Source organism: Kitasatospora sp. NPDC053057 (genome assembly GCF_044546945.1).
In the GTDB taxonomy this organism is placed as follows: domain Bacteria; phylum Actinomycetota; class Actinomycetes; order Streptomycetales; family Streptomycetaceae; genus Kitasatospora.
This window is the reverse complement of sequence record NZ_JBITZP010000025.1, coordinates 17,911-38,952: the sequence shown is the minus strand read 5'-3', so window position 1 is coordinate 38,952 and position 21,042 is coordinate 17,911. Positions and strand designations below refer to the sequence as shown.

Below are 21,042 nucleotides of genomic sequence, written 5' to 3'. Positions count from 1 at the left end.
CGAAGCGATCAGGATCAGAAGTCCATGTCACCGCCCGGCATGCCGCCGCCGGCGGCCGCGGCGGCCTTCTCCGGCTTGTCGGCGATGACGGCCTCGGTGGTGAGGAACAGCGCCGCGATGGAGGCGGCGTTCTGCAGCGCGGAGCGGGTGACCTTGGCCGGGTCGATGATGCCCTCGGCGATCAGGTCGACGTACTCGTTGGTGGCGGCGTTCAGGCCGTGACCGGCGGGGAGGTTGCGCACCTTCTCCACCACGACGCCACCCTCCAGGCCGGCGTTGGTCGCGATCTGCTTGATCGGGGCCTCCAGCGCGACCTTGACGATGTTGGCACCGGTGGCCTCGTCGCCGTCCAGCTCCAGCTTGTCGAACGCGACACCGGCCTGCAGCAGGGCGACGCCACCACCGGCGACGATGCCCTCCTCGACGGCGGCCTTGGCGTTGCGGACGGCGTCCTCGATGCGGTGCTTGCGCTCCTTGAGCTCCACCTCGGTGGCCGCGCCGGCCTTGATGACGGCCACGCCGCCGGCCAGCTTGGCGAGGCGCTCCTGGAGCTTCTCGCGGTCGTAGTCCGAGTCGCTGTTCTCGATCTCGGCGCGGATCTGGTTCACGCGACCGGCGACCTGCTCGCTGTCGCCGCCACCGTCGACGATGGTGGTCTCGTCCTTGGTGATGACCACCTTGCGGGCGGTGCCCAGCAGGTCGATGCCGGCGTTCTCCAGCTTGAGGCCGACCTCCTCGGAGATCACGGTGCCACCGGTGAGGATGGCGATGTCGCCGAGCATGGCCTTGCGGCGGTCGCCGAAGCCCGGGGCCTTGACGGCGACGGACTTGAAGGTGCCGCGGATCTTGTTCACGACCAGGGTCGACAGGGCCTCGCCCTCGACGTCCTCGGCGATGATGACGAGCGGCTTGCCGCTCTGCATGACCTTCTCCAGCAGCGGGAGCAGGTCCTTGACCGAGCCGATCTTGGAGTTGGCGATGAGGATGTACGGGTCCTCGAAGGTCGCCTCCATGCGCTCCAGGTCGGTGGCGAAGTAGGCGGAGATGTAGCCCTTGTCGAAGCGCATGCCCTCGGTGAGCTCGAGCTCCAGACCGAAGGTGTTGCTCTCCTCGACGGTGATGACGCCTTCCTTGCCGACCTTGTCCATGGCCTCGGCGATCAGCTCGCCGATCTGGGTGTCAGCGGCGGAGATGGAGGCGGTGGAGGCGATCTGCTCCTTGGTCTCCACGTCCTTGGCCTGGGCCAGCAGCTGGTCCGAGACGGCGGCGACGGCCTTCTCGATGCCGCGCTTCAGGGCCATCGGGTTGGCGCCGGCGGCGACGTTGCGCAGACCCTCGCGAACCAGGGCCTGGGCGAGCACGGTGGCGGTGGTGGTGCCGTCACCCGCGACGTCGTCCGTCTTCTTGGCGACCTCCTTGACGAGCTCCGCACCGATCTTCTCGTACGGGTCCTCGAGCTCGATCTCCTTGGCGATGGACACACCGTCGTTGGTGATCGTGGGGGCGCCCCACTTCTTCTCCAGCACGACGTTGCGACCCTTGGGGCCGAGCGTGACCTTCACTGCGTCGGCGAGCTGGTTCATGCCACGCTCAAGGCCGCGGCGAGCTTCCTCATCAAAGGCGATGATCTTGGCCATCAGAAGTGGTCCTCCGGGACACGGTCGACTGCTCGGACCAAGGGGTGCCCGCGACGGACGGCCCTGGTGCGCGGAGGTCCATTCCCCTACCGCTCCCGGGGGCCTCACCGACCCGGTCCGCTGTCACTCTCACACTGTGAGTGCTAACGCAATGATTAGCACTCCGGGTGGTCGAGTGCAAGCCCAATCGCCAACCCGCGAGCCGTCCTCCGGGCCCGCACCGACTCCCGTCCGGGCCCGTGCGGGAACGCGAACGGGCCCGTACGACGCGTGTCGTACGGGCCCGTCGAGAAGCGAGTGGTCACCAGCCGTGGGCCGTGCCGAGCTCCTGGATTCGGAAGGGGTCAGACCGCCGCGCGGACCATGTCCGCCTGCGGGCCCTTCTGTCCCTGGGAGATCTCGAACTCGACCCGCTGGCCCTCCTCGAGGGTGCGGTAGCCGTCCATCTGGATCGCGCTGTAGTGGACGAAGACGTCCGCACCACCGTCGACCGCGATGAAGCCGTAGCCCTTCTCCGCGTTGAACCACTTGACGGTGCCCTGAGCCATTCCGAACTCCCCTAGTGCTGTGCTGGCCCTTCACGGTCCCGCAGGTCACGGGCCCGGGTCTGGTTTGAAGGCCGGCCCGGGGAACCCCCCCTGGGCGCAGCCGTGCACGCCGCAATCCTCCCCACGGGAACGCCGGACGGCTTCCGTGAGCGGGTGATTACGTCGACCGCCGCTGAATGTATCCGGATCGACGCCCTCTGCAACAGGGTCAACCGCCGGGAATTCCGCAGCACCGTCAAGAGACAACACCGAGCAAATCGGAAGGAACTCGGCATTCCGCGCGGGACATAGCGGACGAATTACCCAAATGCCCGCAGGAATTCTGACATCTGCCTGACATGTTTCCCGGGCCGGCCCCAGCGTCCGGACGCCCTCCGGCGAACCACGCCGTGGGCCGGAAGGGGAAGCCCTGTTCCCAGCCGAGCCACACTCTACTCCGACTTGACCCGGAAATATTCCCGCCGAAATGCAAGCGGCCGCCCGCACATACGGAGAGTGGAATTCCGTACGTACGGGCGGCCGCGAAGCAGACCCGGAAGCGGGTCGGAAGGCCGGGAACGGCTCAGCAGCCGCCGGCCACCGCCGGAATGATCGAGACGCTCGCGCCGTCCTTGATCTCGGTCGCCAGGCCCTCGGCGAACCGCACGTCGTCGTCGTTCACGTACACGTTCACGAAGCGGCGCAGCTTGCCGGTGTCGTCCAGGATGCGGGCGGAGATGCCCGCGTGGTTCTTCTCCAGGTCGGCGATGACCTCGGCCAGGGTGGCACCCTCGGCGGTCACCTCGGCGGCGCTGCCGGTGTAGGTGCGCAGGATGGTGGGGATGCGGACGTTGGCGCTCATGGCTCTCCTAGCGGGGGTGGGGTGGTTCAGGCGGACGCGAGGCCGGCGGCGCGGAAGGAGTCCAGCGTCGGGCGGATGACGGTGGTCATCCCGGCCTCGGAGACGGCGTCCAGCGTCTTCAGGCCGTCGCCGGTGTTGATCGCGACGGTCTCCCTGGCCGGGTCCAGCTGACCGGTCTCGACCAGCTTCTTCAGCACGCCGACGGTCACCCCGCCCGCGGTCTCGGCGAAGATGCCCTCGGTCCGGGCCAGCAGCCGGATCGCCGCCACGACCTCCGCGTCCGTGACGTCCTCGACCGCGCCGCCCGTCCGGCGGGCGATGTCCAGCACGTACGGGCCGTCCGCCGGGTTGCCGATCGCCAGCGACTTGGCGATGGTGTCCGGCTTCACCGGCTTGATCACGTCACGGCCGGCCTTGAACGCGGCCGACACCGGCGAGCAGCCCTCCGCCTGGGCGCCGAAGATCCGGTACGGCCGGTCCTCCACCAGACCCAGCTTGATCAGCTCCTGCAGCCCCTTGTCGATCTTCGTCAGCTGCGAGCCCGAGGCGATCGGGATGACGATCTGCTCCGGCAGCCGCCAGCCGAGCTGCTCGCAGATCTCGTACGCCAGGGTCTTGGAGCCCTCGCCGTAGTACGGCCGCAGGTTGACGTTGACGAAGCCCCAGCCCTCGCCGGCCGGGTCCCCGATCAGCTCCGAGCAGAAGCGGTTCACGTCGTCGTAGTTGCCCTCGATGCCCACCAGCTCGCCGCCGTACACCCCGGCCATCACGACCTTGCCCTGCTCCAGGTCGTGCGGGATGAAGACGCACGAGCGGAACCCGGCCCGGGCCGCCGCCGCGCCCACCGCCCCGGCCAGGTTGCCGGTCGAGGAGCAGGACAGCGTGGTGTAGCCGAACGCCCGGGCCGCCTCGATCGCGCAGGCCACCACCCGGTCCTTGAACGAGTGGGTCGGGTTGCCGGAGTCGTCCTTCACGTGCAGCTGCGCGGTGAACCCGAGCTCCCGCCCCAGGTTGTCCGCCTTCACCAGCGGGGTCCAGCCGGGGTTCAGGTTGGGCTTCGAAGCCACGTCGGCCGGCACCGGCAGCAGCGGCGCGTAGCGCCAGATGGACGCGGGGCCGGACTCGATCCGCTTGCGCAGCTCCTCGGCGCGCTCGCTGCCGAACTCGTAGGCGATCTCCAGCGGCCCGAAGCACTCCAGGCAGGCGAAGCTGGGGCCGAGCGGGAAGCGGGTGCCGCACTCGCGACAGGACAGCGCGGCGGCGGGGCCGAGGTCGACGGAAACGGGTGCGGCGACAGAAAGGGTCGTCTCAGTGATAGCCATGATGGCGGAGGCCTCTCCTCATCTTCCCCGTGGCGCGGTCGCGCCACAGGCCGGAATTGGCACCTGTCCCGCCGGGGCCTGTCGACGACAGCCGAGCGAGAAGGTTGCCGGGACGTCAACGGGCCGTTCCCTCAGTCCCTCTGGATGAGCATGTGAAGTTATGGTTCAGCGGCGACCCTGGCGTGCAAAGGTCCGACCGCTGTACGAAGACTGTATCCGAAGGCGTCAATCCTGAACGGGACCGTCCGCCACGCGAGATGACCCGTTCCACCTATCCCGCCGAGGAGAGTCACCGTGCCCGCCGAACCGACCCCCGCACTCCTCCCGCAGGCGGCGTCCTGGCTCCGCCGCCGCTCGTGGAGCGCGGCCGACCGGCCGGTGGACACCCTGCTGGAGGCCAAGCGGCGCACCGGCCGCACCGTCAGCGTCGTCCTCCCCGCCCTCGACGAGGAGGCCACCGTCGGCGACATCGTCCGCACCATCCGCCGCGAGCTGATCGAGCGGATCCCCCTCGTCGACGAACTCGTCGTGGTCGACTCCGGCTCCACCGACGCCACCGCCGCCGTCGCCGCCGAGGCCGGCGCCCGGGTGGAGCACCGCGACGCGATCCTCACCCGGCTGCCCGCCGTCCCCGGCAAGGGCGAGGTGCTCTGGCGCTCCCTGCTGGTCACCCATGGCGACATCGTCTGCTTCGTCGACGCCGACCTGCGCGAGTTCGACCCGGCCTTCGTCTCCGGCATCATTGGCCCGCTGCTGACCGACGAGAAGATCCAGCTGGTCAAGGCCATGTACGACCGCCCGCTCGAAACCGACAATGGTGCGATCCTCCCGGCCGGCGGCGGCCGGGTCACCGAACTCGTCGCCCGCCCCCTGCTCAACCTCCACTGGCCGGAACTCGCCGGTTTCGTCCAGCCCCTCGGCGGCGAGTACGCGGCCCGCCGTTCACTGCTCGAACGACTGCCCTTCCCCACCGGCTACGGAGTCGAACTCGGCCTGCTGGTCGACGCGCTGGAACTGGCCGGACTGGACGCCCTGGCACAGGTCGACGTCGGCGTCCGGCACCACCGCCACCAGGACGGCCAGGCCCTCGGCCGGATGGCCGCCACCATCTACCGCACCGCCCTCGAACGCCTCGACCGCACCCACCGCCTCAAGGCCTCCGCCGACCTGGTCCACCCCCACCTCACCCAGTTCACCCGCGACCCGGAAACCCGCGCCTTCACCGCCCACACCCACCCCGTGACGGCCCTGGAGCGCCCCCCGGTGCACACCGTCCCCGAATACGCCACCCGTCATTGAAGGGTTTGCCACCACTGACCCTTGGCAACATGCCAACCATGGGCGATCTCACGACCGAACGTTCGAGTGCGACCGGCACCGCCCCCGTCCTGGTGGCCTCCAACCGGGGACCGGTGTCGTTCAGCACCGCCGACGACGGCACGCTGACCCTGCGCCGCGGTGGCGGAGGCCTGGTCTCCGGCCTCTCCGCGATCGACGACCCCAACGCCGTCTGGGTCTGCGCCGCCCTCGGCGACGCCGACCGCCGGGCCGCGAGAGAGGCCCCCGACGGCCGCCTCGACCTCGCCGGGCACGAGGTCGGCGGCCAGGCCGTACGGATGCTGGACATCGACCCGCAGACCTTCGCCCGCGCCTACAACGGCGTCGCCAACTCCACCCTCTGGTTCGTCCACCACCTGCTCTACGCGACCCCCACCGCGCCCTCCTTCGACGCCGGCTTCCGCACCGAATGGGCCGCCTACCAGGCGTACAACACCGCCTTCGCGGACGCCCTGGCCGCCGAAGCCGCCCCGAACGCCGCAGTCCTGGTCCAGGACTACCACCTCTCCCTCACCCCCGCCCTGCTCCGCGAGGCCCGCCCCGACCTGCGGATCGGCCACTTCTCCCACACCCCCTGGGCCCCGCCCGAGTACTACCGGCTGCTCCCCGACGACGTCGCCCGCGCCGTCCTCACCGGCATCCTCGGCGCCGACCGGGCCGGCTTCCTCACCGAACGCTGGGCCCGCGCCTTCGCCGCCTGCTGCGAGGACCTCCTCGGGGCGACCGTCGACCACGACGCCCTCACCGTCACCCTCGACGGCCGCACCACCCGGCTGGGCGTCCACGCCCTCGGCGCCGACGCCGACTTCCTCCGCGAGCGCGCCCACCGCCCCGACGTCGACGAACGCCTCGCCGCCCTCCGCACCGCCGTCGGCGACCGCCGCACCGTAGTCCGGGTCGACCGCACCGAGCTGAGCAAGAACATCGTCCGCGGCTTCCAGGCCTACCGGCACCTGCTCCGCACCCGCCCCGAGTGGCACGACCGGGTGGTGCACATCGCCTTCGCCTACCCCTCCCGCACCGACCTCGCCGAGTACCGCGACTACACCGCCGCGGTCCGACGCCTCGCCGACGAGATCAACGCCGAGTTCGCCACCCCCACCTGGCAACCCCTGATCCTGCACGTCAACGACGACTTCCCGCGCTCACTGGCCGCCTACCGGCTCGCCGACGTGGCGCTCGTCAACCCGATCCGGGACGGCATGAACCTGGTCGCCAAGGAAGTCCCCGTCGTCTCCGACCACGGCTGCGCCCTCGTCCTCTCCCGCGAGGCCGGCGCCCACGCCGAACTGGGGGACGACGCCCTCACCGTCAACCCCTACGACGTCATCGCCACCGCGGAGGCCCTGCACACCGGCCTCGCCATGAGCCCGGAGGAACGCGCCGACCGCACCAAGCGCCTCGCCGCCGCGGCCACCGCGCTCCCCCCGCAGCAGTGGTTCCTCGACCAGCTCAACGCCCTCTGACCGCCTCCCCCAGGGCGCCCAGCAGCTCCACCACACCCTCGGGCCCGTCGACCACCAGATCCGCCCGGTCGGCCAGCTCGCGCACCGGCGCGTCCCCCACCGCCCCGGCACACACCAGCAGCCCGGCCAGACCCTGCCCGCGCAGCTTCTCCACCGCCGCGAAGGCCGCCACATCCCCCAGGTCGTCCCCCGCGTAGAGCACCGACCGCGCCCCGCGCTCGCGCAGGAACCCGGTCAGCGCCGCGCCCTTGTCCACCCCCGGCGGCCGCAACTCCAGCACCAATCGCCCGGGCTCCACCACCAACCCGTACTCGGTGGCCAACTCCCCCACCGGCGCCCGCAGCAGTTCCAACGCGGCCTCCGGCGCCCCCGTCCGCCGGGTGTGCACCGCCACCGAGCGCCCCTTGTCCTCCACCCACGTCCCCTCGGGCGCCCCCGCCCGCTCCAACACCCCCGGCAGCTCCGCCCGCACCTCCGCCACCCCCGGGTGCACCTCCGGCGCCGTCACCGCACCCCCCTCCCACCGCTCGGCCCCGTAGTGCCCCAGCACCACCAGCCCGGGCACCCCCGCGAACCCGCCGTACTCCGCCGCCACCCCCGCCGGCCGCCCCGTCACCACCACGACCGCCCCCACCACCGGCGCCAATCCCCGCAACGCCCCCGCCACCCCCGGATGCGCCCGCGCCGCCCCCGGGTCCGCCACGATCGGCGCCAAGGTCCCGTCGAAATCCAACGCGACCACCGCATCCCCCGGCGCCGCCAGAATCGCCCGCAACCCGTCCCGCCCGGCATCGGTGGCCGGCACACCCATCTCCTCGAAACCCATACCAACCCCCATACCCGCACCTCCCCCGGAGCACCCCCGTGGGTCAGCGGGCCGCCCGCCGCGCCTCCCGGACCCGCCGCAAGCGATTCACCAGCACCGGAGCGAAGGCCAACGCCTCCTCCCGGTCCAACAACCCGTTCAGCACCTGGTAGTACCGCGTGGAGGAGAGCCCCAGCTCCTCCCGGATCGCCCGCTCCTTGGCCCCGGCCGTCCGCCACTGCCGCCCCTCCAGCGCCAGCACCGCCCGGTCCCGCTCACTCAGCTCGCCCAGCTCACCCACCGAAAAACACCTCCGCGCATCCCCCCACGGACCTACGGAGTGTCATTCTCCCGCCGAACCCCGACGAACGGACCGGCCCAGGGTCCTACTGCTTCCGGACCCGGGCCGCCTCCTTCATCGCCGCGTCCTGCAGCCCGCCGAGCACCTGCTTCGGGTCCCCGGTCACCGCCTGCCCGATCCCCGCCTTGATCCGGTTGCTGACCTCGCCCCAGGCCGGGTCCCCGAACGGGTAGAAGCTCGCGTTGGTCAGCCCGACCGTGAACTGCTTGAGGTCCTCGTGCTTGGGGTCCGAGGACATCTGGCTGAACGCGTCCTGGGTGACCGGCAGCAGGTTGTACTGCTCGTCGAACTTCAGCTGGTAGTCCTTGGTGTAGACGAAGGACAGGAACTTCTTGATCTCGTTCTTGTGCCCGTTGGCCTTGAACGCCATCATCCAGTCCGCGACCCCGAGGCTCCCGGTCCTCCCGACGCCGTCCTTCTTCGGGATCGGCGCCGTCCCGAAGTCGATCTTCCCGGCGGACGCCAACCGCAGCAGCGTCGGGTGCCCGTTGAGCATCGCGACCTTCCCGGACGCGAAGTCCTGGAACACCGGCGTGCGGTTCATCTTGCCGGGGTCCGGGTACGTCAGCCCGGTGCTCACCAGGTTGTTCTTCAGCCAGCCGAACGTCGCCTGGTTCTGGTCACTGTCGATGGTGTAGTTGCCGACGTCGTCGGAGAGGCTGCCGCCACCGCTCAGCGTCCACAGCATCGACTCGGCCGGCGCCTCCTCGGGCCCGAGCGGGAGCCCGTACGGGGTCACCCCCGGCACCTTGGCCTTGATCTTCTCGGCCGCCGCGCGGAGCTCGTTCCAGGTGGTCGGCGGCTGGGTGATCCCCGCCTGCCGGAAGATCGCCTTGTTGTAGAAGAGGACCCGCGAGGACGACACGAACGGGATCCCGTACTGGGTGCCCAGCACCTGCCCGGCGTGCGAGAAGTTGTCCATGAACTTGGCCTGGGTGTCCATGGAGAGCACGTCCGCGGCCGGGTACAGCCGGTCCGCCGCGACCTGCTCCGCGAAGCCGCCGGTCTGCAGCAGGTCCGGCGACTTCCCGGCCGCGATCATGTCGTCGACCTTCTTGCCGATGTCCGTCCAGCTGTCCACCTCGACCTGGACCTTGATGCCGGGGTTGGCCGCCTCGAAGGCCTTGGAGACCTCGTCCCAGTAGTGCTTGGAGCTGGTCTCGACGTTCTCCCCGTAGTCCGCGGCGACCAGTTTGAGCGTGACCGGCCCGTCGCCCTGCCCACTGCACGCGCTGACCGCGGTGAGCACCAGTGCTCCGGCCAGCGCCGTTCCGAGCACACGGGTGGAAACGTGGGCGCGCCTGTCCAACGCGGGTACCGCCTTCGGGGGAAATACGGCCGGACGAGGGAATCCGGCAGGGGGAGCGCAAGACTGCCAAACGGCTCGCCCACTGGTCCACACCACTCGGCCCCATCCGCCGAGTAGTTACCGAAGTGCCCCGGTTCGTTGCACGATGCGCAACAAAGGGCGAACGCAAGCCCTCACCCCGGCCCTCGGCGCAAAGCCCCGCACACCCCCGCGGCCGAGACAAAGCTCACCCAGTATGGACCAGACCAATCCGACAACTGGACTAGACCTCTTCGACCAGACCAAGGGAAACTGTCCTCCGTGAAGCACGTCATCGCACTCGATGTAGGCGGCACCGGCATGAAGGCCGCGCTGCTCGCCCAGGACGGCTCCGTGCTGTTCGAAGCACGCCGACCGACCGGGCGGGAGCACGGCACCGACGCCGTCGTCACCGCCATCCTCGACTTCGCCGCCGACCTGGCCGACGAGGGCCGCGCCCGCTTCGGCGTCGCCCCCGCGGCGGCCGGCGTGGCCGTCCCCGGCACGATCGACGAGAAGAACGGGATCGCGGTCTTCTCCGCCAACCTCGGCTGGCGCGACCTCCCGATGCGGGGGCTGCTCGGCGAGCGCCTGGCCGCCCCCGGCGGCCCCGCGATGCCGGTGGCGCTCGGCCACGACGTGCGTTCGGGCGGCCTGGCCGAGGGCCGGCTCGGAGCCGGCCGGGGCGTCGACCGCTTCCTGTTCATCGCCCTGGGCACCGGCATCGCCGGCGCCATCGGCATCGACGGCCGGATCGAGGCCGGCGCGCACGGCTACGGCGGCGAGATCGGCCACGTCGTGGTCCGCCCCGGCGGCCCGCGGTGCGGCTGCGGCGGCCGCGGCTGCCTGGAGACGCTGGCCTCGGCCTCCGCCGTCTCCCGCGCCTGGGCCGAGGCCAGCGGCGACCCCGACGCCGACGCGGCCTCCTGCGCCGCCGCGGTGGCCGCCGGGGACGACCGCGCCCGGGCGGTCTGGCAGGACGCGGTCGACGCCCTGGCCGACGGCATCGTGCTCGCCCAGAGCCTGCTCGACCCGTCGAGGGTGATCGTCGGCGGCGGGCTGGCCGAGGCCGGCGACACGCTCTTCACTCCGCTGCGCACGGCGGTCACCGAGCGCCTGACCTTCCAGGTGCCCCCGAAGGTCGTACCAGCCATGCTCAAAGACACCGCCGCGTCCCTGGGCGCGGGCCTGCTCGCCTGGGATCTGCTCTCCTTGGAGGTGACCGCGTGACCACCGCGGACCGTGACCGTACTGCCCTGGCCGGCGCCCGACTGGTCCTGCCCGGCGGCGTCGTCGAGGGAGGCCGCCTCGCCGTCGAGGGGTCCCGCATCGCGGCCGTCACGAGCGCGGCGGGTGGCGGTGGGAGCGAGCCGGGCGACCTCGACCTGACCGGCCACACCGTCGTACCCGGCTTCGTGGACCTGCACGTCCACGGCGGCGGCGGCGCCTCCTACGCCTCCGGAATCGCCGAGGAGGCCCTGCTCGCCGCCCGTACCCACCTCGAACACGGCACCACCACCACGATGGCCTCCACCGTCACCGGCGAGATCGACGACGTCGCCCGCCAGGCCGCCGTGCTCTCCGAACTCGTCGAGGACGGCATCCTCGCCGGCATCCACTTCGAGGGCCCCTTCATCTCCCACAACCGCTGCGGCGCCCACCGCCCCGACCTGCTGCGCGACCCCGACCCCGCCCTCGTCCGCAAGCTCGTCGACGCCGCCCGCGGCCACGCCAGGATGGTCACCCTCGCCCCCGAACTCCCCGGCGGCCTCGACTCGGTGCGCATGCTCGCCGACCTCGGCGTCATCGCCGCCGTCGGCCACACCGACTCCGACTACCCCACCACCCTCGAAGCCATCGACGCCGGCGCCACCGTCGCCACCCACCTCTTCAACGCCATGCCCGGCATCGCCCACCGCGCCCCCGGCCCCATCGTGGCGCTGCTGGAGGACGAACGCGTCACCGTCGAACTGATCAACGACGGCGTCCACCTCCACCCCTCCGTCCTCGACCTCGCCTACGGCACCGCCGGCCCCGCCCGCGTCGCCCTGATCACCGACGCCATGGGCGCCGCCGGCATGGGCGACGGCCTCTACCCCCTCGGCCCCCTCCAGGTCCAGGTCGAGGACGGCGTGGCCCGGCTGGTCGAGGGCGGCGCGATCGCCGGCTCCACCCTCACCCTGGACGTGGCCTTCAAGCGCTCGGTCACCGTCAACGGCCTGACCCTCGACCAGACCGTCGAGTCGCTCTGCGCCACCCCGGCCCGCCTGCTCGGCCTCGCCGACTCGATCGGCTCGCTGGAGACCGGCAAGCTCGCCGACCTGGTCGTGGTCGACTCCGCGAGCTACGACCTGGTCGCCGTGATGCGCCAGGGCCGCTGGGTCCTCGGCGGCGACCGGTTCCCCACCGTCAAGTCCGCCTGACCGCACGGCGACGGCCGCCCTCCCCCGAAAGGGGCGGGCGGCCGTTCACGCCTGCGGGACCGGTCTCAGCTGCTCGGCTCGACGCTGATCTGGTCGATCAGGACCGGGCCGGACGGCACCGTGAAGGTGACCGAGTTCGCCCCGGCCTGGAACTGCGGGAGTATCCAGGTGGTGTACCAGGACGACGCCGGATCCTTGCCGGGGACGTAGTTCTTGTACGTCAGCCCGCTCCCCCAGTCCTTCCCGTTGACCGACGCCGCGCCCTTCACGTCCGCCCCGGCGTTGTTGTAGTGCACGGTGAGCTTGTACGTCCCGGCCGTGGCGACCTGGCCGTTCCAGGTCACCGAACCGCCCTGCTGCAGCGTCAGGTAGCTGCCGTCGGCGGACTTGGCGCCCTTGACGCTGTTGCCCGACGGCGCGTTCTGGCCCTGCAGCTGGCCGGCGTCCACGGTCGACGGCCCGTTGGTGGCGGTGGCACTCGCCGAGGGGGAGGCCGTCCCGCTGGCGGTGCTGCTCGCCGCGGTGGTGGGCGCCGGCGGGGCGGCGGTCGTGGTGCCGCCCTTGGCGCCCTTGTCGCCGTCCGGATCCCCGGTGGAGAGCGCGATCCCGGCACCGATCGCGATGGCCGCGACCACGGCGACCGCGCCGATCACCGCGCCCTTGCTCCGGCCGCTGCTCGGCCGCTCGTCCCCCGGCTGCGGCCGGGAGTGCTCGGCGTAGCGGGACTGCTGGACGGTCGCGCCGCCCTGCTGCGGCGGAACGCCCGGCTGGCCGTACGGGCCCTGCGGCGGCACCCCCTGCTGGCCGTACGGCTGCTGCGCCATACCGGGCTGGCCGTACGGCTGCTGGGCGCGCGGCGGGCCGTACTGCGCCCGCCCGACCTCCATCGGCCGGCTGTACGGCGTCCGGGGAACTCCCTGCTGCGGCTCGGCCGGCTGTCCGGTGGAGCCGTCGGCCGGGCGGTAGAGGTAGCCGAACGGGTCGTCGTCCTGTGGGGCACCGCCCCCCTGGCCCTCGGGCACTCCGTTGTCGCCGGCGGTCGTCACGGTGGTCTGTTCCCCCATCCGGTGCGCGCCGCCGCGCTGCGGGCGGCGCAGATCATGGACGCTGTCGTACCGCGCACCCTACCTGCCATACCTGACAGCGGGAAAAGAACCCTTGACAACCCGTGGGTAACCTGCGCGCCCCCAAGCGTGGTCGGCACCCGACCGACCCGCCGCCCCCGGCGGCCGCCGTCAGCCCGCGCGCCGGTGTGAGCGCTCGCCCCGCGCGCCCCGCACCGCGCCGCCCCGGGCCCGCTTCTCGTCGTACATCCGCTCGTCCGCGGTGTGCAGCACCTCCTCGATGCTCATCCCGCAGCCGGCCCAGCCGATCCCGAGGCTCACCCCGACCCGCATCGCCCGGCCGTCGATCCGCATCGGCGGGATGATCGCGTTGCGCAGCCGGTGGGCGAGGTCCTTGGCCTCCTCGCGGCCGATCCCGTCGGCCAGCACCACGAACTCGTCGCCGCCCAGCCGGGCCACCGTGTCGCCGTCCCGGACCGCCCCGCTCAGCCGCCGGGCGACCTCGACCAGCACCGAGTCGCCCGCGTTGTGCCCGAACCGGTCGTTGATCGACTTGAAGCCGTCCAGGTCGCAGAAGAGCACCGCGAGCCCCTTGTCCACCGGCGTCGCCGGGCCGGAGCGGAACGGCGCGGACCAGGCGTCGCCGCCCGGCCCGTACTCGGCCGGGACCACGGCGTGCACGTGCTCCCCGTAGCCCGCGACGAATCCGGGCAGCGGGCCGCCCTCGACCGGCCCGTAGCCGTGCACCGGCCCGGTGTGCGGGTCCGCCCCCTCCAGGCCCTCGTAAGCGGTGTGCGCGCTGTACGAGTCGGCCGGGTAGCCGTAGGGCTGCGGGTAGCCGGCCTCGCCGGACTTGGCGGCGGCGCCGACCGGCTGGGGCTCGGCGCAGAGCCGGCGGGCCAGCCGGGCCTTGAGCTCGGCGCCGTTGGGCAGGCCGGTGAGCGCGTCGTGGCTGGCCCGGTGGGCGAGCTGGAGTTCGTGGCGCTTGCGGTCCTCGATGTCCTCGACGTGGGTGAGCAGGAAGCTGGGGCCCTCGGCCGCGTCCGCCACGATCGAGTTGCGCAGGCAGACCCACTGGTAGCCGCCGTCCCGCCGGGACAGCCGCAGTTCGGCCCGGCCGCTCTCGGCGCTGGTGCGTTCCAACAGGGCGCGGTCCTCGGGGTGGACCAGGTCGGCGAAGCTCTGCTGGCGCAGCACCGCGCGGGGGCGGCCGAGCAGTCGACACAGCGCGTCGTTGACCCTGGTCAGCTGGCCGCGACCGGCGCCGTGCAGCTCGGTGATGGCCATCCCGCTGGGCGCGTACTCGAAGGCCTGCCGGAAGCTCTCCTCGCTGGCCCGCAGGGCCTGCTGCTCCTTCTCCAGCCGGGCCAGCGCGCGCTGCATCTCGGCCCGCAGCCGGGCGTTGCCGATCGCGATGGAGGCCTGCAGCGAGAACATCTCCAGCGCTTCGCGGGTCCACGCCCCGGGCCGCTTGCCGCTGCGCGGGCGGTCCACCGAGAGGACGCCGAGCAGGTCGCCGCCGGCGCTGTACATCGGGGCGAGCAGCCCGTCGGCGGGGTGCCAGTCGTTGGCGTAGACGGGCAGCGGGCCGTCCCCGATCCAGCGCGGGATGTCGCTGGCGACGGCCCAGCCGCGGTCGTACGGGAGGAAGCGCAGGGTGCCCCAGTGGTCGCTGACGCCGAGCAGCCGGTCCCAGGACTCCCGTGATCCGACCTGGCCGAGCAGCACGGAGGGCCCGCCCATCGGGCTCTCCTCCAGCTCCCAGACGGCCGCCACCACGAGGTCGCCGTCCGGCCGGACCAGGCTGACCGCGGCGGCGTCGAAGCCGAGTCCGTGCACCGCGCCCTCGACGACGGCCTGCAGCGTGCCCGCCAGGCTGCGGGCAGCGTTGAGGTCCGCCACGACCCGGTGCAAGGTGCGGAGGGTCGCGAGACGGACGTACGGCTCCGACTCGGCTTCCATGCGGGGGCTCCCCGGCTGCTTCGGATAGTTCTTGATTGGTTATCGTCCGATTGCCAGAAGAACTGAATCACAGGGAGCACAACGTTCGGCACGCTCGGTCAGCAATAGGCTGCCACTTGTGACTTAAATCACACGAGACTAATGCACCCTTAATCAGTTCATCTGTCCCATAGCGGGACATAAAGCGCTATCGGAACATTTCTCGTGGTCGACCGCATCGGGCGCGCGCTGAAGCCCACTGCACCCTCCGGTCCCCCCGCTTCACTCCTGGGAGTGAGCGCCACCCGACCGGAACCGGACGTGCACCGGTGGTCCTACGACCACGGCCCGATGCCGTTTCCGGCGAGCGACGACTACCGTGCGGTACGTGTACCCGTCCCCGCAGCCCGAAGCTGCCCCCCACGCCACGCCCGACGAGTTCCGGGCAGCTCTCTCCCAGCTCGCCGCCGGTGTGAGCCTGGTGACCGTCCACGACGAGGAGGACGGTGAGGACGTCGGCATGACCGCCACCTCTTTCCTCTCGGTGTCGCTGGACCCGCCGCTGGTGCTGATCTCGGTCCGCGAGGACTCCCGGATGGACGAGGTGCTCTCCCGGAACGACACCTGGGCGGTCTCGGTGCTCGCCGAGGGGCAGAAGACGCTCGGCTCCCGCTTCGCCATGAAGGGCCGGCTCAGCGACCGGCTGCTGTTCGCGGAGACCCCGCACCACCACGGCGCGCACACCGGCGCCCCGCTGATCGAGGGAGCGCTGGCCACCGTCGAGTGCCGCACCGAACAGCGGATACCCGCGGGCGACCACATCCTGCTGGTCGGCCGTGTCCTGGAGGCCACCGTCCCCGCCCCCGGCGGCCGGCCGCTGCTCTACTTCCGCGGCGGCTACCGCTCCCTGGGCTGAACCGGCCTGGGGACCGGGCCGGGCTACTCGCCGCGCGGCGACCGCCGCCCCTGCTTCAGCTCGGAGCGGTGCCGCTTGTTGTTCAGCCGCCGCTCGACCATCCCCCGGCTCGGCCGGGTCGCGCGGCGGGCCTTCGGCGGCGGCGCGCACGCCTCGCCCAGCACCGCCGCCAGCCGGGCCGCGGCCGCCTCCCGGTTGCGCCACTGCGAGCGGAACTCCGAGGCCTGGATCACCAGCACCCGGCCGTCCACCAGCCGGTGGGCCAGCCGCTCCAGGGCGCGCGTGCGCCACACCTCGGGCAGCGCCTTCGAGGCGGCCACGTCGTAGCGCAGCTCGACCTTGGAGTCGGAGGTGTTGACGTGCTGGCCGCCGGGGCCAGAGGAACGCGAGAAGCGCCAGACGAGCTCGGCGTCGGGGACGACCACCGACCCCCGTACGCGGATGGGCTCGGACATGGGCCCATCATCCCGCGCGAGCCCCGCCCGGTCACCCGGTTATCAGTGACTCGCCCGCTCGCCTCCGGGCGCTCGGGACCCGATGCCGACAGTCGGCGCTCCGTCGCGCCTCCGTCGCTCCCTCGCTTCTCCCTTTCGCGTTTCTCCCTTTCGGCACCGGCGCGCCCTTCGGCTCGGGCGGGCCCCGGTTACCCGGCCGCGCCCCGAGCCCCGACAATGGCGTACGTGATCGAGCTCGGCTACTCCCTCTCCAACCGCTTCCCCGACCCCCCGCAGACCGACTACCGCACCGCCCCCGTGCGCTCGCTGCGGTACGACCTGTTCTGCGGCGACGTCTACCTGGACGCCGAGGGCGCCGAGCTCTCCACCCGCTGGGGCTGGGTGCCGGTGCTGGACTTCGCCTGGGCGCTGTGCGACATCGTCGAGCAGCTCGACCGCGACCCGGACGGCTCCCGGTCCGCCCGGGTGCAGACCGCCGACCTCGACTTCACCCAGAACACCGAACTGCTGCGCTTCGCCCGCCGCTTCAACTGGGTCGAGATCACCGCGACCTGGCTGCGGGACGAGCCGCCCGCCGTGGTCCGGCACAGCGAACTGCGGCGCGAGGCCCGGGACTTCCTCCAGGACACCCTCGCCGACCTGTTCGACATGCACCCCGACCTGGCCGACAACCCGAACATCTGGACGCTGCAGGGCCGCTTCCCCCGGGTCTGACGCCCGGAACCGACCGGCCCGACCACCGCATTGCCCGTCCTTTGCCCGGGATTGACACCCCGCGAAGAATTCACGGAATCCACGGAACCAAGCCGCCGGAGTATCGCGTTGTCCGGGGAAAAGCGAACGAAGGGACTGCAATCGCCATGCCAGTGAGCCTCTCCAAGGGTGGCAACGTCTCGCTGACCAAGGAGGCCCCCGGCCTGTCCGCGGTCAGCATCGGCCTGGGCTGGGACGTCCGCACCACGACCGGCGTCGAATTCGACCTCGACGCCAGCGCGATCGTCCTGAACGCGGACGGCAAGGTGCTGTCCAACGCGCACTTCGTGTTCTTCAACAACACCAGCACCCCGGACAACACCGTCGTGCACACCGGTGACAACCGGACCGGCGAGGGCGCGGGCGACGACGAGTCGATCAACGTCAACCTGTCCGGCCTGCCCGCCGAGGCCGCCAAGATCACCTTCCCGGTCACCATCTACGACGGCACCGCCCGCGGCCAGAACTTCGGCCAGGTCCGCAACGCCTACATCCGCGTGGTGAACGCGGCCGGCGGCGCCGAGATCGCCCGCTACGACCTCTCCGAGGACGCCGCCACCGAGACGGCGATGATCTTCGGCGAGCTCTACCGCAACAACGGCGAGTGGAAGTTCCGCGCGGTCGGCCAGGGCTACGCCTCCGGCCTGGCCGGCATCGCCCAGGACTTCGGCGTCCAGATCTGACGCCGAACGGCCGGGAAACGCCGCGGGGGGGGGGGTGGGGGCCGGCGGCGCCCCCCCCCCCCGCGGTTCGCCGGGGGGGCAGCGCGAGGCGCGCAGCTCCGGCAGCTCGATCAGCTCGGTCTCGTCCTCGGGCGTCAGGTCCACCACGGTCGGCCCGTCCTGCTCCGCGTCCTCGGCACCGACCGGCTGCCCCGGCTGCCCGGGCCGCTCCTGCGACGCGCCCTCCAGGACCTGCTGGGCCTCCTGGGCCTCCTGGGCCTCCTGCGCCTCGGCCTTCGCCTTGGCGGCGACCGCCTCGTCGCCCACCACGTCCGCCAGGTCCGCGCGCTCCCCCAGCTCGGCGACGCTGCCCACCGCCGGCGCCGGAGCGGCCGCCCGGACCGCCGCGCCCGTGCCGCGGCCGAAGAAGCTGAAGCCCGGTCCGCGGGTCTGCCCGGACTGCGCCGGGCGCGGCCGCTGCCGCTCCACCGGTGCCGGCGCGGCGGCCGGAGCCACCGGCGCCCCGCCGAGCTGACCGACCGTCGCGGTCAGCGCCGGGCGCAGCGGCGTCGGCTGCACCGGCGTCCGGCCCGCCGGAGCCTGCGCCGGAGTGGGCACCGAGGGCGCCACCGGGGCCGGCACGGACACCGGCTTGGGCGCCGGCGCAGCAGTCGCGGCGGGCGCGGCAGTCGTGGCCGGTGCCGTGCGCGCCCGCAGCGCGACCTCCGCACCCGCCGTACGCTCCCGCTGCGCCTCCTGCTCGGCGGCCCGCCGCTCCAGCAGCCGCAGCACGGACGCGGCGCGGACGAACGCGGCCGGGCTGGCCGGGTACTTGGGACGGCTCGCGGCAAGCGCCCGCTGGGCCGCCTCGGCCTCCTTGAGCGCCTGCTCGGCCACGGCGACGGCCCGCTCCCGCAGCAGCCGGGCGATCTCGGTCTCGGCCTTGGCCAGCCGCGACTTCTCCGCCGTCAGCCGCCGCCCGAACCGGGTGGCCCGCTCCTCGGCGACCTCGGCCGCGTACTCGGCCTCGGCCAGCTGCTCCTCGAACCGCTCCTCGGCCCGCATCCGCTGCGCGGCGGACATCTCGGCGGCCGCCCGGGCCGCCTTGTCCCGCTGGCGCAGCAGCACCGCGAAGCCGAGGGTGGCGATCAGTGCGGCGATGCCCACCGAGCGCACCAGGATGGTGTCCTGACTGAAAAGCAGAGCGGCCAGTGCGGCGACCAGCAGTACGCCGGCGGCGGTGGGGGGAAAGACCCGGCCGAGGACGGAGGAATGACGGTGGCGTCCGCGAGACATGCCAAGAAACTAGCGTGCGAATTGGGGGCGTGTCAGCCCAGGGTCCCCTTCCGCCCTTGACAGTGCGCAGTTTTTACCGCACGTGCCCGGCTTTTCACTCAAGATCACGAAAAAAGCCCTGCTCAGCGATGTCCGGCGCGATCGGGGGGTGATCCGGGGTGATCGGGGTGGTCCGTCAGTGGTGCGAGGCGGCCGGACCGCTCGGATCGTCGTGGTTCTCCGGCAGCTTGCACACGTGCTGCACCCAGAGCGCCGCCGCGATCACCGCCGCCCCCGCCAGCACCGCGAGCCCGGCGGTGACCGCCTGGTCCTTGCGGGCCGACACGTCCAGCTCGCCGAGCAGGTAGATCCCGGCCCCGGCGTAGATGCCGGTGACCACCGAGGAGACCAGCGCACTGGCCTGCCCGAGCACCACCGCCCGGGCCGCCAGCAGTGGGTCGACCCGCTTCGCGCCGGGCTGCCGCTCGCGCACGGCCTTCAGCCGGGACCGCAGCGAGATCGCGGTCGCCAGCAGGATCACCGCCACCGCCGCCAGCACCACCGGCGCCGCGGCGGGCACGGCCGGCAGCGTGTCCAGGGAGGCCCAGAGCTTGGAGCCGGCCCAGGACAGCGCCGTCGTCGCGGCGGTGATGCCGATCAGCAGGCGGAGGCGAAGCAGCTTCACGCGGAGGAGGTCCTTCCCGGGTACCAGAGCCGACCGCCCGCCCGGTGGCCCGGTACGGCGGCGTCAGGCCACCGTACCGGGACCGGACGGGCGGACATCTACTCGTACGGCCGGGCCCCTGGCCGAGTTCCCCGACCGATCGGCCGGACCGGCCGCGCGCCGTCCTTCCCGGCGCCGCTCCGGCGCTACTCCGGCAGCGTCAGCCGGATGTCGTCGCGCCGCTTCACGCCCTGCGCGTCCGGGCCGCCGAGCGCCGCCAGCAGCGCGGCGACCTGCCCGTGCCCGGGCACCTCGGCCTCGGGCTGGGCGTCCAGCCACGGGGCGAGCACGAAGGCCCGCTCGTGCGACCGCGGGTGCGGCAGCAGCAGCTGCGGGTCCTCGCTGAGCACGCCCTCGTAGGCCAGGATGTCGACGTCCAGGGTGCGCGCGCCCCAGCGGACCTCCCGGACCCGCCCGAAGGCGTCCTCGATCGCGTTGCCGCGCTCCAGCAGGTCCCGCGGGGGCAGCGAGGTGCGCAGCACCACGACCGCGTTGTAGTAGTTCGGCTGTTCCTCCGGGCCGCCGACGGCCTCGGTCTCGTAGACCGCCGACACGGCCTTGATCCTCAGCCCGGGGGTGTCGGCGAGCGCGTCGACGGCACCCTGCAGGGTGTCCAGCCGGTTGCCCAGGTTGCTCCCGAGCGCGATCACCGCGCACCGCTGGCTGTGCAGCGTGGTGTCGGCGGAGTCCACCCGGCTCTCCAGGTCGAACGCGTTCGGCTCGGCGATCGGGTCACTGCTTTTCATCGAAGAAGTCCCTCTGCATCGGAAACCAGGCGCGCGGTGGGGGTCATGCGCGGCCCCGGTGGATGGTCACGGTCACGTCATCGAACGGCACGGTGATCGGGGCGTCCGGCTTGTGCACGGTGACCTCGACCTCCTCGACCGCGTCATGCTTCAGGCACTGGTCGGCGATCCGCTGCGCCAGGGTCTCGATCAGGTCGACCGGTTCCCCGGCGATGATCGCGGTGACCTCCTCGGCCACGATGCCGTAGTGCGCCGTGCGGGTGAGGTCGTCTCCGGCCGCGGCGGGGCGGGTGTCCAGGTACAGCACGAGATCGACCACGAAGGTCTGGCCCTCGACGCGCTCGCGCTCGAAGACGCCGTGGTGGCCCCGGGCTCGCAGCCCCCGCAGGGTGACGCGGTCCAGCAAACGAATCACTGCTCCCAGTCGGACGGGCCCCA

The 21,042-nt window shown here is 72.2% G+C and carries 21 protein-coding genes and 1 riboswitch; of the genes, 8 read left to right on the top strand and 13 right to left on the bottom strand.

The features are described from left to right. Positions 1 to 14 precede the first annotated feature (14 nt). From groL to thrC, 4 genes are all read right to left on the bottom strand, one after another. The gene (gene groL, locus ACIG5E_RS24930; protein WP_396536784.1) at positions 15 to 1,637 is read right to left on the bottom strand and encodes a chaperonin GroEL; all 1,623 of its coding nucleotides are present in this window, start codon (positions 1,635 to 1,637) and stop codon (positions 15 to 17) included. A 344-nt stretch (positions 1,638 to 1,981) separates the two neighbouring features. Further along, complete coding sequence (locus ACIG5E_RS24925; protein ID WP_030289665.1) at positions 1,982 to 2,185, bottom strand: cold-shock protein; 204 nt, start codon at positions 2,183 to 2,185, stop codon at positions 1,982 to 1,984. 562 nt (positions 2,186 to 2,747) lie between these two features. Next, a complete protein-coding gene (locus ACIG5E_RS24920) occupies positions 2,748 to 3,026 on the bottom strand; it encodes a ubiquitin-like small modifier protein 1 (RefSeq protein WP_396536782.1) in 279 nt (92 codons plus the stop codon). A 26-nt stretch (positions 3,027 to 3,052) separates the two neighbouring features. Then, positions 3,053 to 4,348, bottom strand: coding sequence for a threonine synthase (thrC, locus tag ACIG5E_RS24915; RefSeq protein WP_396536780.1), 1,296 nt, complete (start codon positions 4,346 to 4,348; stop codon positions 3,053 to 3,055). A 15-nt stretch (positions 4,349 to 4,363) separates the two neighbouring features. After that, positions 4,364 to 4,499, bottom strand: a riboswitch (SAM riboswitch). Positions 4,500 to 4,642: 143 nt separating this feature from the next. Between thrC and ACIG5E_RS24910 the strand changes: the two genes are divergently transcribed. Both ACIG5E_RS24910 and ACIG5E_RS24905 read left to right on the top strand, forming a co-directional pair. Next, positions 4,643 to 5,647: a glucosyl-3-phosphoglycerate synthase gene (locus tag ACIG5E_RS24910; protein WP_396536778.1), complete on the top strand. Its 1,005-nt coding sequence runs from the start codon at positions 4,643 to 4,645 to the stop codon at positions 5,645 to 5,647. A gap of 38 nt (positions 5,648 to 5,685) precedes the next feature. After that, positions 5,686 to 7,152 (top strand): trehalose-6-phosphate synthase, encoded by a 1,467-nt coding sequence (locus tag ACIG5E_RS24905; RefSeq protein WP_396536776.1) that lies wholly within the window; start codon positions 5,686 to 5,688, stop codon positions 7,150 to 7,152. Here ACIG5E_RS24905 and otsB read toward each other — a convergent pair. The 3 genes from otsB to ACIG5E_RS24890 form a co-directional block, all read right to left on the bottom strand. Beyond that, positions 7,139 to 7,963 carry a trehalose-phosphatase gene (gene otsB / locus ACIG5E_RS24900; protein WP_396536930.1) on the bottom strand — a complete coding sequence of 275 codons (825 nt, stop codon included), beginning with the start codon at positions 7,961 to 7,963 and terminating at the stop codon, positions 7,139 to 7,141. The genes ACIG5E_RS24905 and otsB overlap by 14 nt on opposite strands. Positions 7,964 to 8,021: 58 nt before the next feature. After that, positions 8,022 to 8,249: a DUF3263 domain-containing protein gene (locus ACIG5E_RS24895; protein WP_396244790.1), complete on the bottom strand. Its 228-nt coding sequence runs from the start codon at positions 8,247 to 8,249 to the stop codon at positions 8,022 to 8,024. A gap of 94 nt (positions 8,250 to 8,343) precedes the next feature. Beyond that, positions 8,344 to 9,597 (bottom strand): extracellular solute-binding protein, encoded by a 1,254-nt coding sequence (locus ACIG5E_RS24890; RefSeq protein ID WP_396536774.1) that lies wholly within the window; start codon positions 9,595 to 9,597, stop codon positions 8,344 to 8,346. 330 nt (positions 9,598 to 9,927) lie between these two features. On the opposite strand from ACIG5E_RS24890, the gene ACIG5E_RS24885 reads away from it, so the two are divergent. Further along, the gene (locus ACIG5E_RS24885; protein WP_396536772.1) at positions 9,928 to 10,875 is read left to right on the top strand and encodes an ROK family protein; all 948 of its coding nucleotides are present in this window, start codon (positions 9,928 to 9,930) and stop codon (positions 10,873 to 10,875) included. Further along, positions 10,872 to 12,068, top strand: coding sequence for an N-acetylglucosamine-6-phosphate deacetylase (gene nagA / locus ACIG5E_RS24880; protein WP_396536770.1), 1,197 nt, complete (start codon positions 10,872 to 10,874; stop codon positions 12,066 to 12,068). Before ACIG5E_RS24885 ends, nagA begins: the two co-directional genes overlap by 4 nt. 65 nt (positions 12,069 to 12,133) lie before the next feature. Here the strand turns inward: nagA and ACIG5E_RS24875 are convergent, their stop codons facing one another. Continuing rightward, positions 12,134 to 13,114: a hypothetical protein gene (locus tag ACIG5E_RS24875; protein WP_396536768.1), complete on the bottom strand. Its 981-nt coding sequence runs from the start codon at positions 13,112 to 13,114 to the stop codon at positions 12,134 to 12,136. 189 nt (positions 13,115 to 13,303) lie between these two features. Continuing rightward, positions 13,304 to 15,094 (bottom strand): diguanylate cyclase domain-containing protein, encoded by a 1,791-nt coding sequence (locus ACIG5E_RS24870; protein WP_396536766.1) that lies wholly within the window; start codon positions 15,092 to 15,094, stop codon positions 13,304 to 13,306. Positions 15,095 to 15,461: 367 nt separating this feature from the next. On the opposite strand from ACIG5E_RS24870, the gene ACIG5E_RS24865 reads away from it, so the two are divergent. After that, positions 15,462 to 15,989 carry a flavin reductase family protein gene (locus ACIG5E_RS24865; RefSeq protein WP_396536763.1) on the top strand — a complete coding sequence of 176 codons (528 nt, stop codon included), beginning with the start codon at positions 15,462 to 15,464 and terminating at the stop codon, positions 15,987 to 15,989. Positions 15,990 to 16,012: 23 nt separating this feature from the next. On the opposite strand, the gene arfB is transcribed toward ACIG5E_RS24865, so the two are convergent. Further along, positions 16,013 to 16,444, bottom strand: coding sequence for an alternative ribosome rescue aminoacyl-tRNA hydrolase ArfB (gene arfB, locus ACIG5E_RS24860; protein ID WP_396536761.1), 432 nt, complete (start codon positions 16,442 to 16,444; stop codon positions 16,013 to 16,015). Between the two features lie 216 nt (positions 16,445 to 16,660). Between arfB and ACIG5E_RS24855 the strand changes: the two genes are divergently transcribed. The 3 genes from ACIG5E_RS24855 to ACIG5E_RS24845 all read left to right on the top strand — a co-directional run bounded on the left by ACIG5E_RS24855 (position 16,661) and on the right by ACIG5E_RS24845 (position 19,051). Then, positions 16,661 to 17,158 (top strand): hypothetical protein, encoded by a 498-nt coding sequence (locus tag ACIG5E_RS24855; RefSeq protein WP_396536759.1) that lies wholly within the window; start codon positions 16,661 to 16,663, stop codon positions 17,156 to 17,158. 146 nt (positions 17,159 to 17,304) lie between these two features. After that, positions 17,305 to 17,880 (top strand): TerD family protein, encoded by a 576-nt coding sequence (locus ACIG5E_RS24850; protein ID WP_396536757.1) that lies wholly within the window; start codon positions 17,305 to 17,307, stop codon positions 17,878 to 17,880. Positions 17,881 to 18,469: 589 nt separating this feature from the next. Beyond that, entirely contained in the window at positions 18,470 to 19,051 is a 582-nt protein-coding gene (locus ACIG5E_RS24845) for a hypothetical protein (protein WP_396536755.1), read from the top strand. 279 nt (positions 19,052 to 19,330) lie between these two features. On the opposite strand, the gene ACIG5E_RS24840 is transcribed toward ACIG5E_RS24845, so the two are convergent. From ACIG5E_RS24840 to folB, 3 genes are all read right to left on the bottom strand, one after another. Next, positions 19,331 to 19,819, bottom strand: a complete 489-nt coding sequence (locus ACIG5E_RS24840; RefSeq protein WP_380411349.1) for a DUF3180 domain-containing protein — start codon at positions 19,817 to 19,819, stop codon at positions 19,331 to 19,333. 185 nt (positions 19,820 to 20,004) lie between these two features. After that, on the bottom strand, positions 20,005 to 20,604 hold the full coding sequence (folK, locus tag ACIG5E_RS24835; RefSeq protein WP_396536752.1) for a 2-amino-4-hydroxy-6-hydroxymethyldihydropteridine diphosphokinase: 600 nt from the start codon (positions 20,602 to 20,604) through the stop codon (positions 20,005 to 20,007). A 43-nt stretch (positions 20,605 to 20,647) separates the two neighbouring features. Beyond that, the gene (folB, locus tag ACIG5E_RS24830; RefSeq protein ID WP_396536928.1) at positions 20,648 to 21,007 is read right to left on the bottom strand and encodes a dihydroneopterin aldolase; all 360 of its coding nucleotides are present in this window, start codon (positions 21,005 to 21,007) and stop codon (positions 20,648 to 20,650) included. Between the last annotated feature and the right edge of the window lie 35 nt (positions 21,008 to 21,042).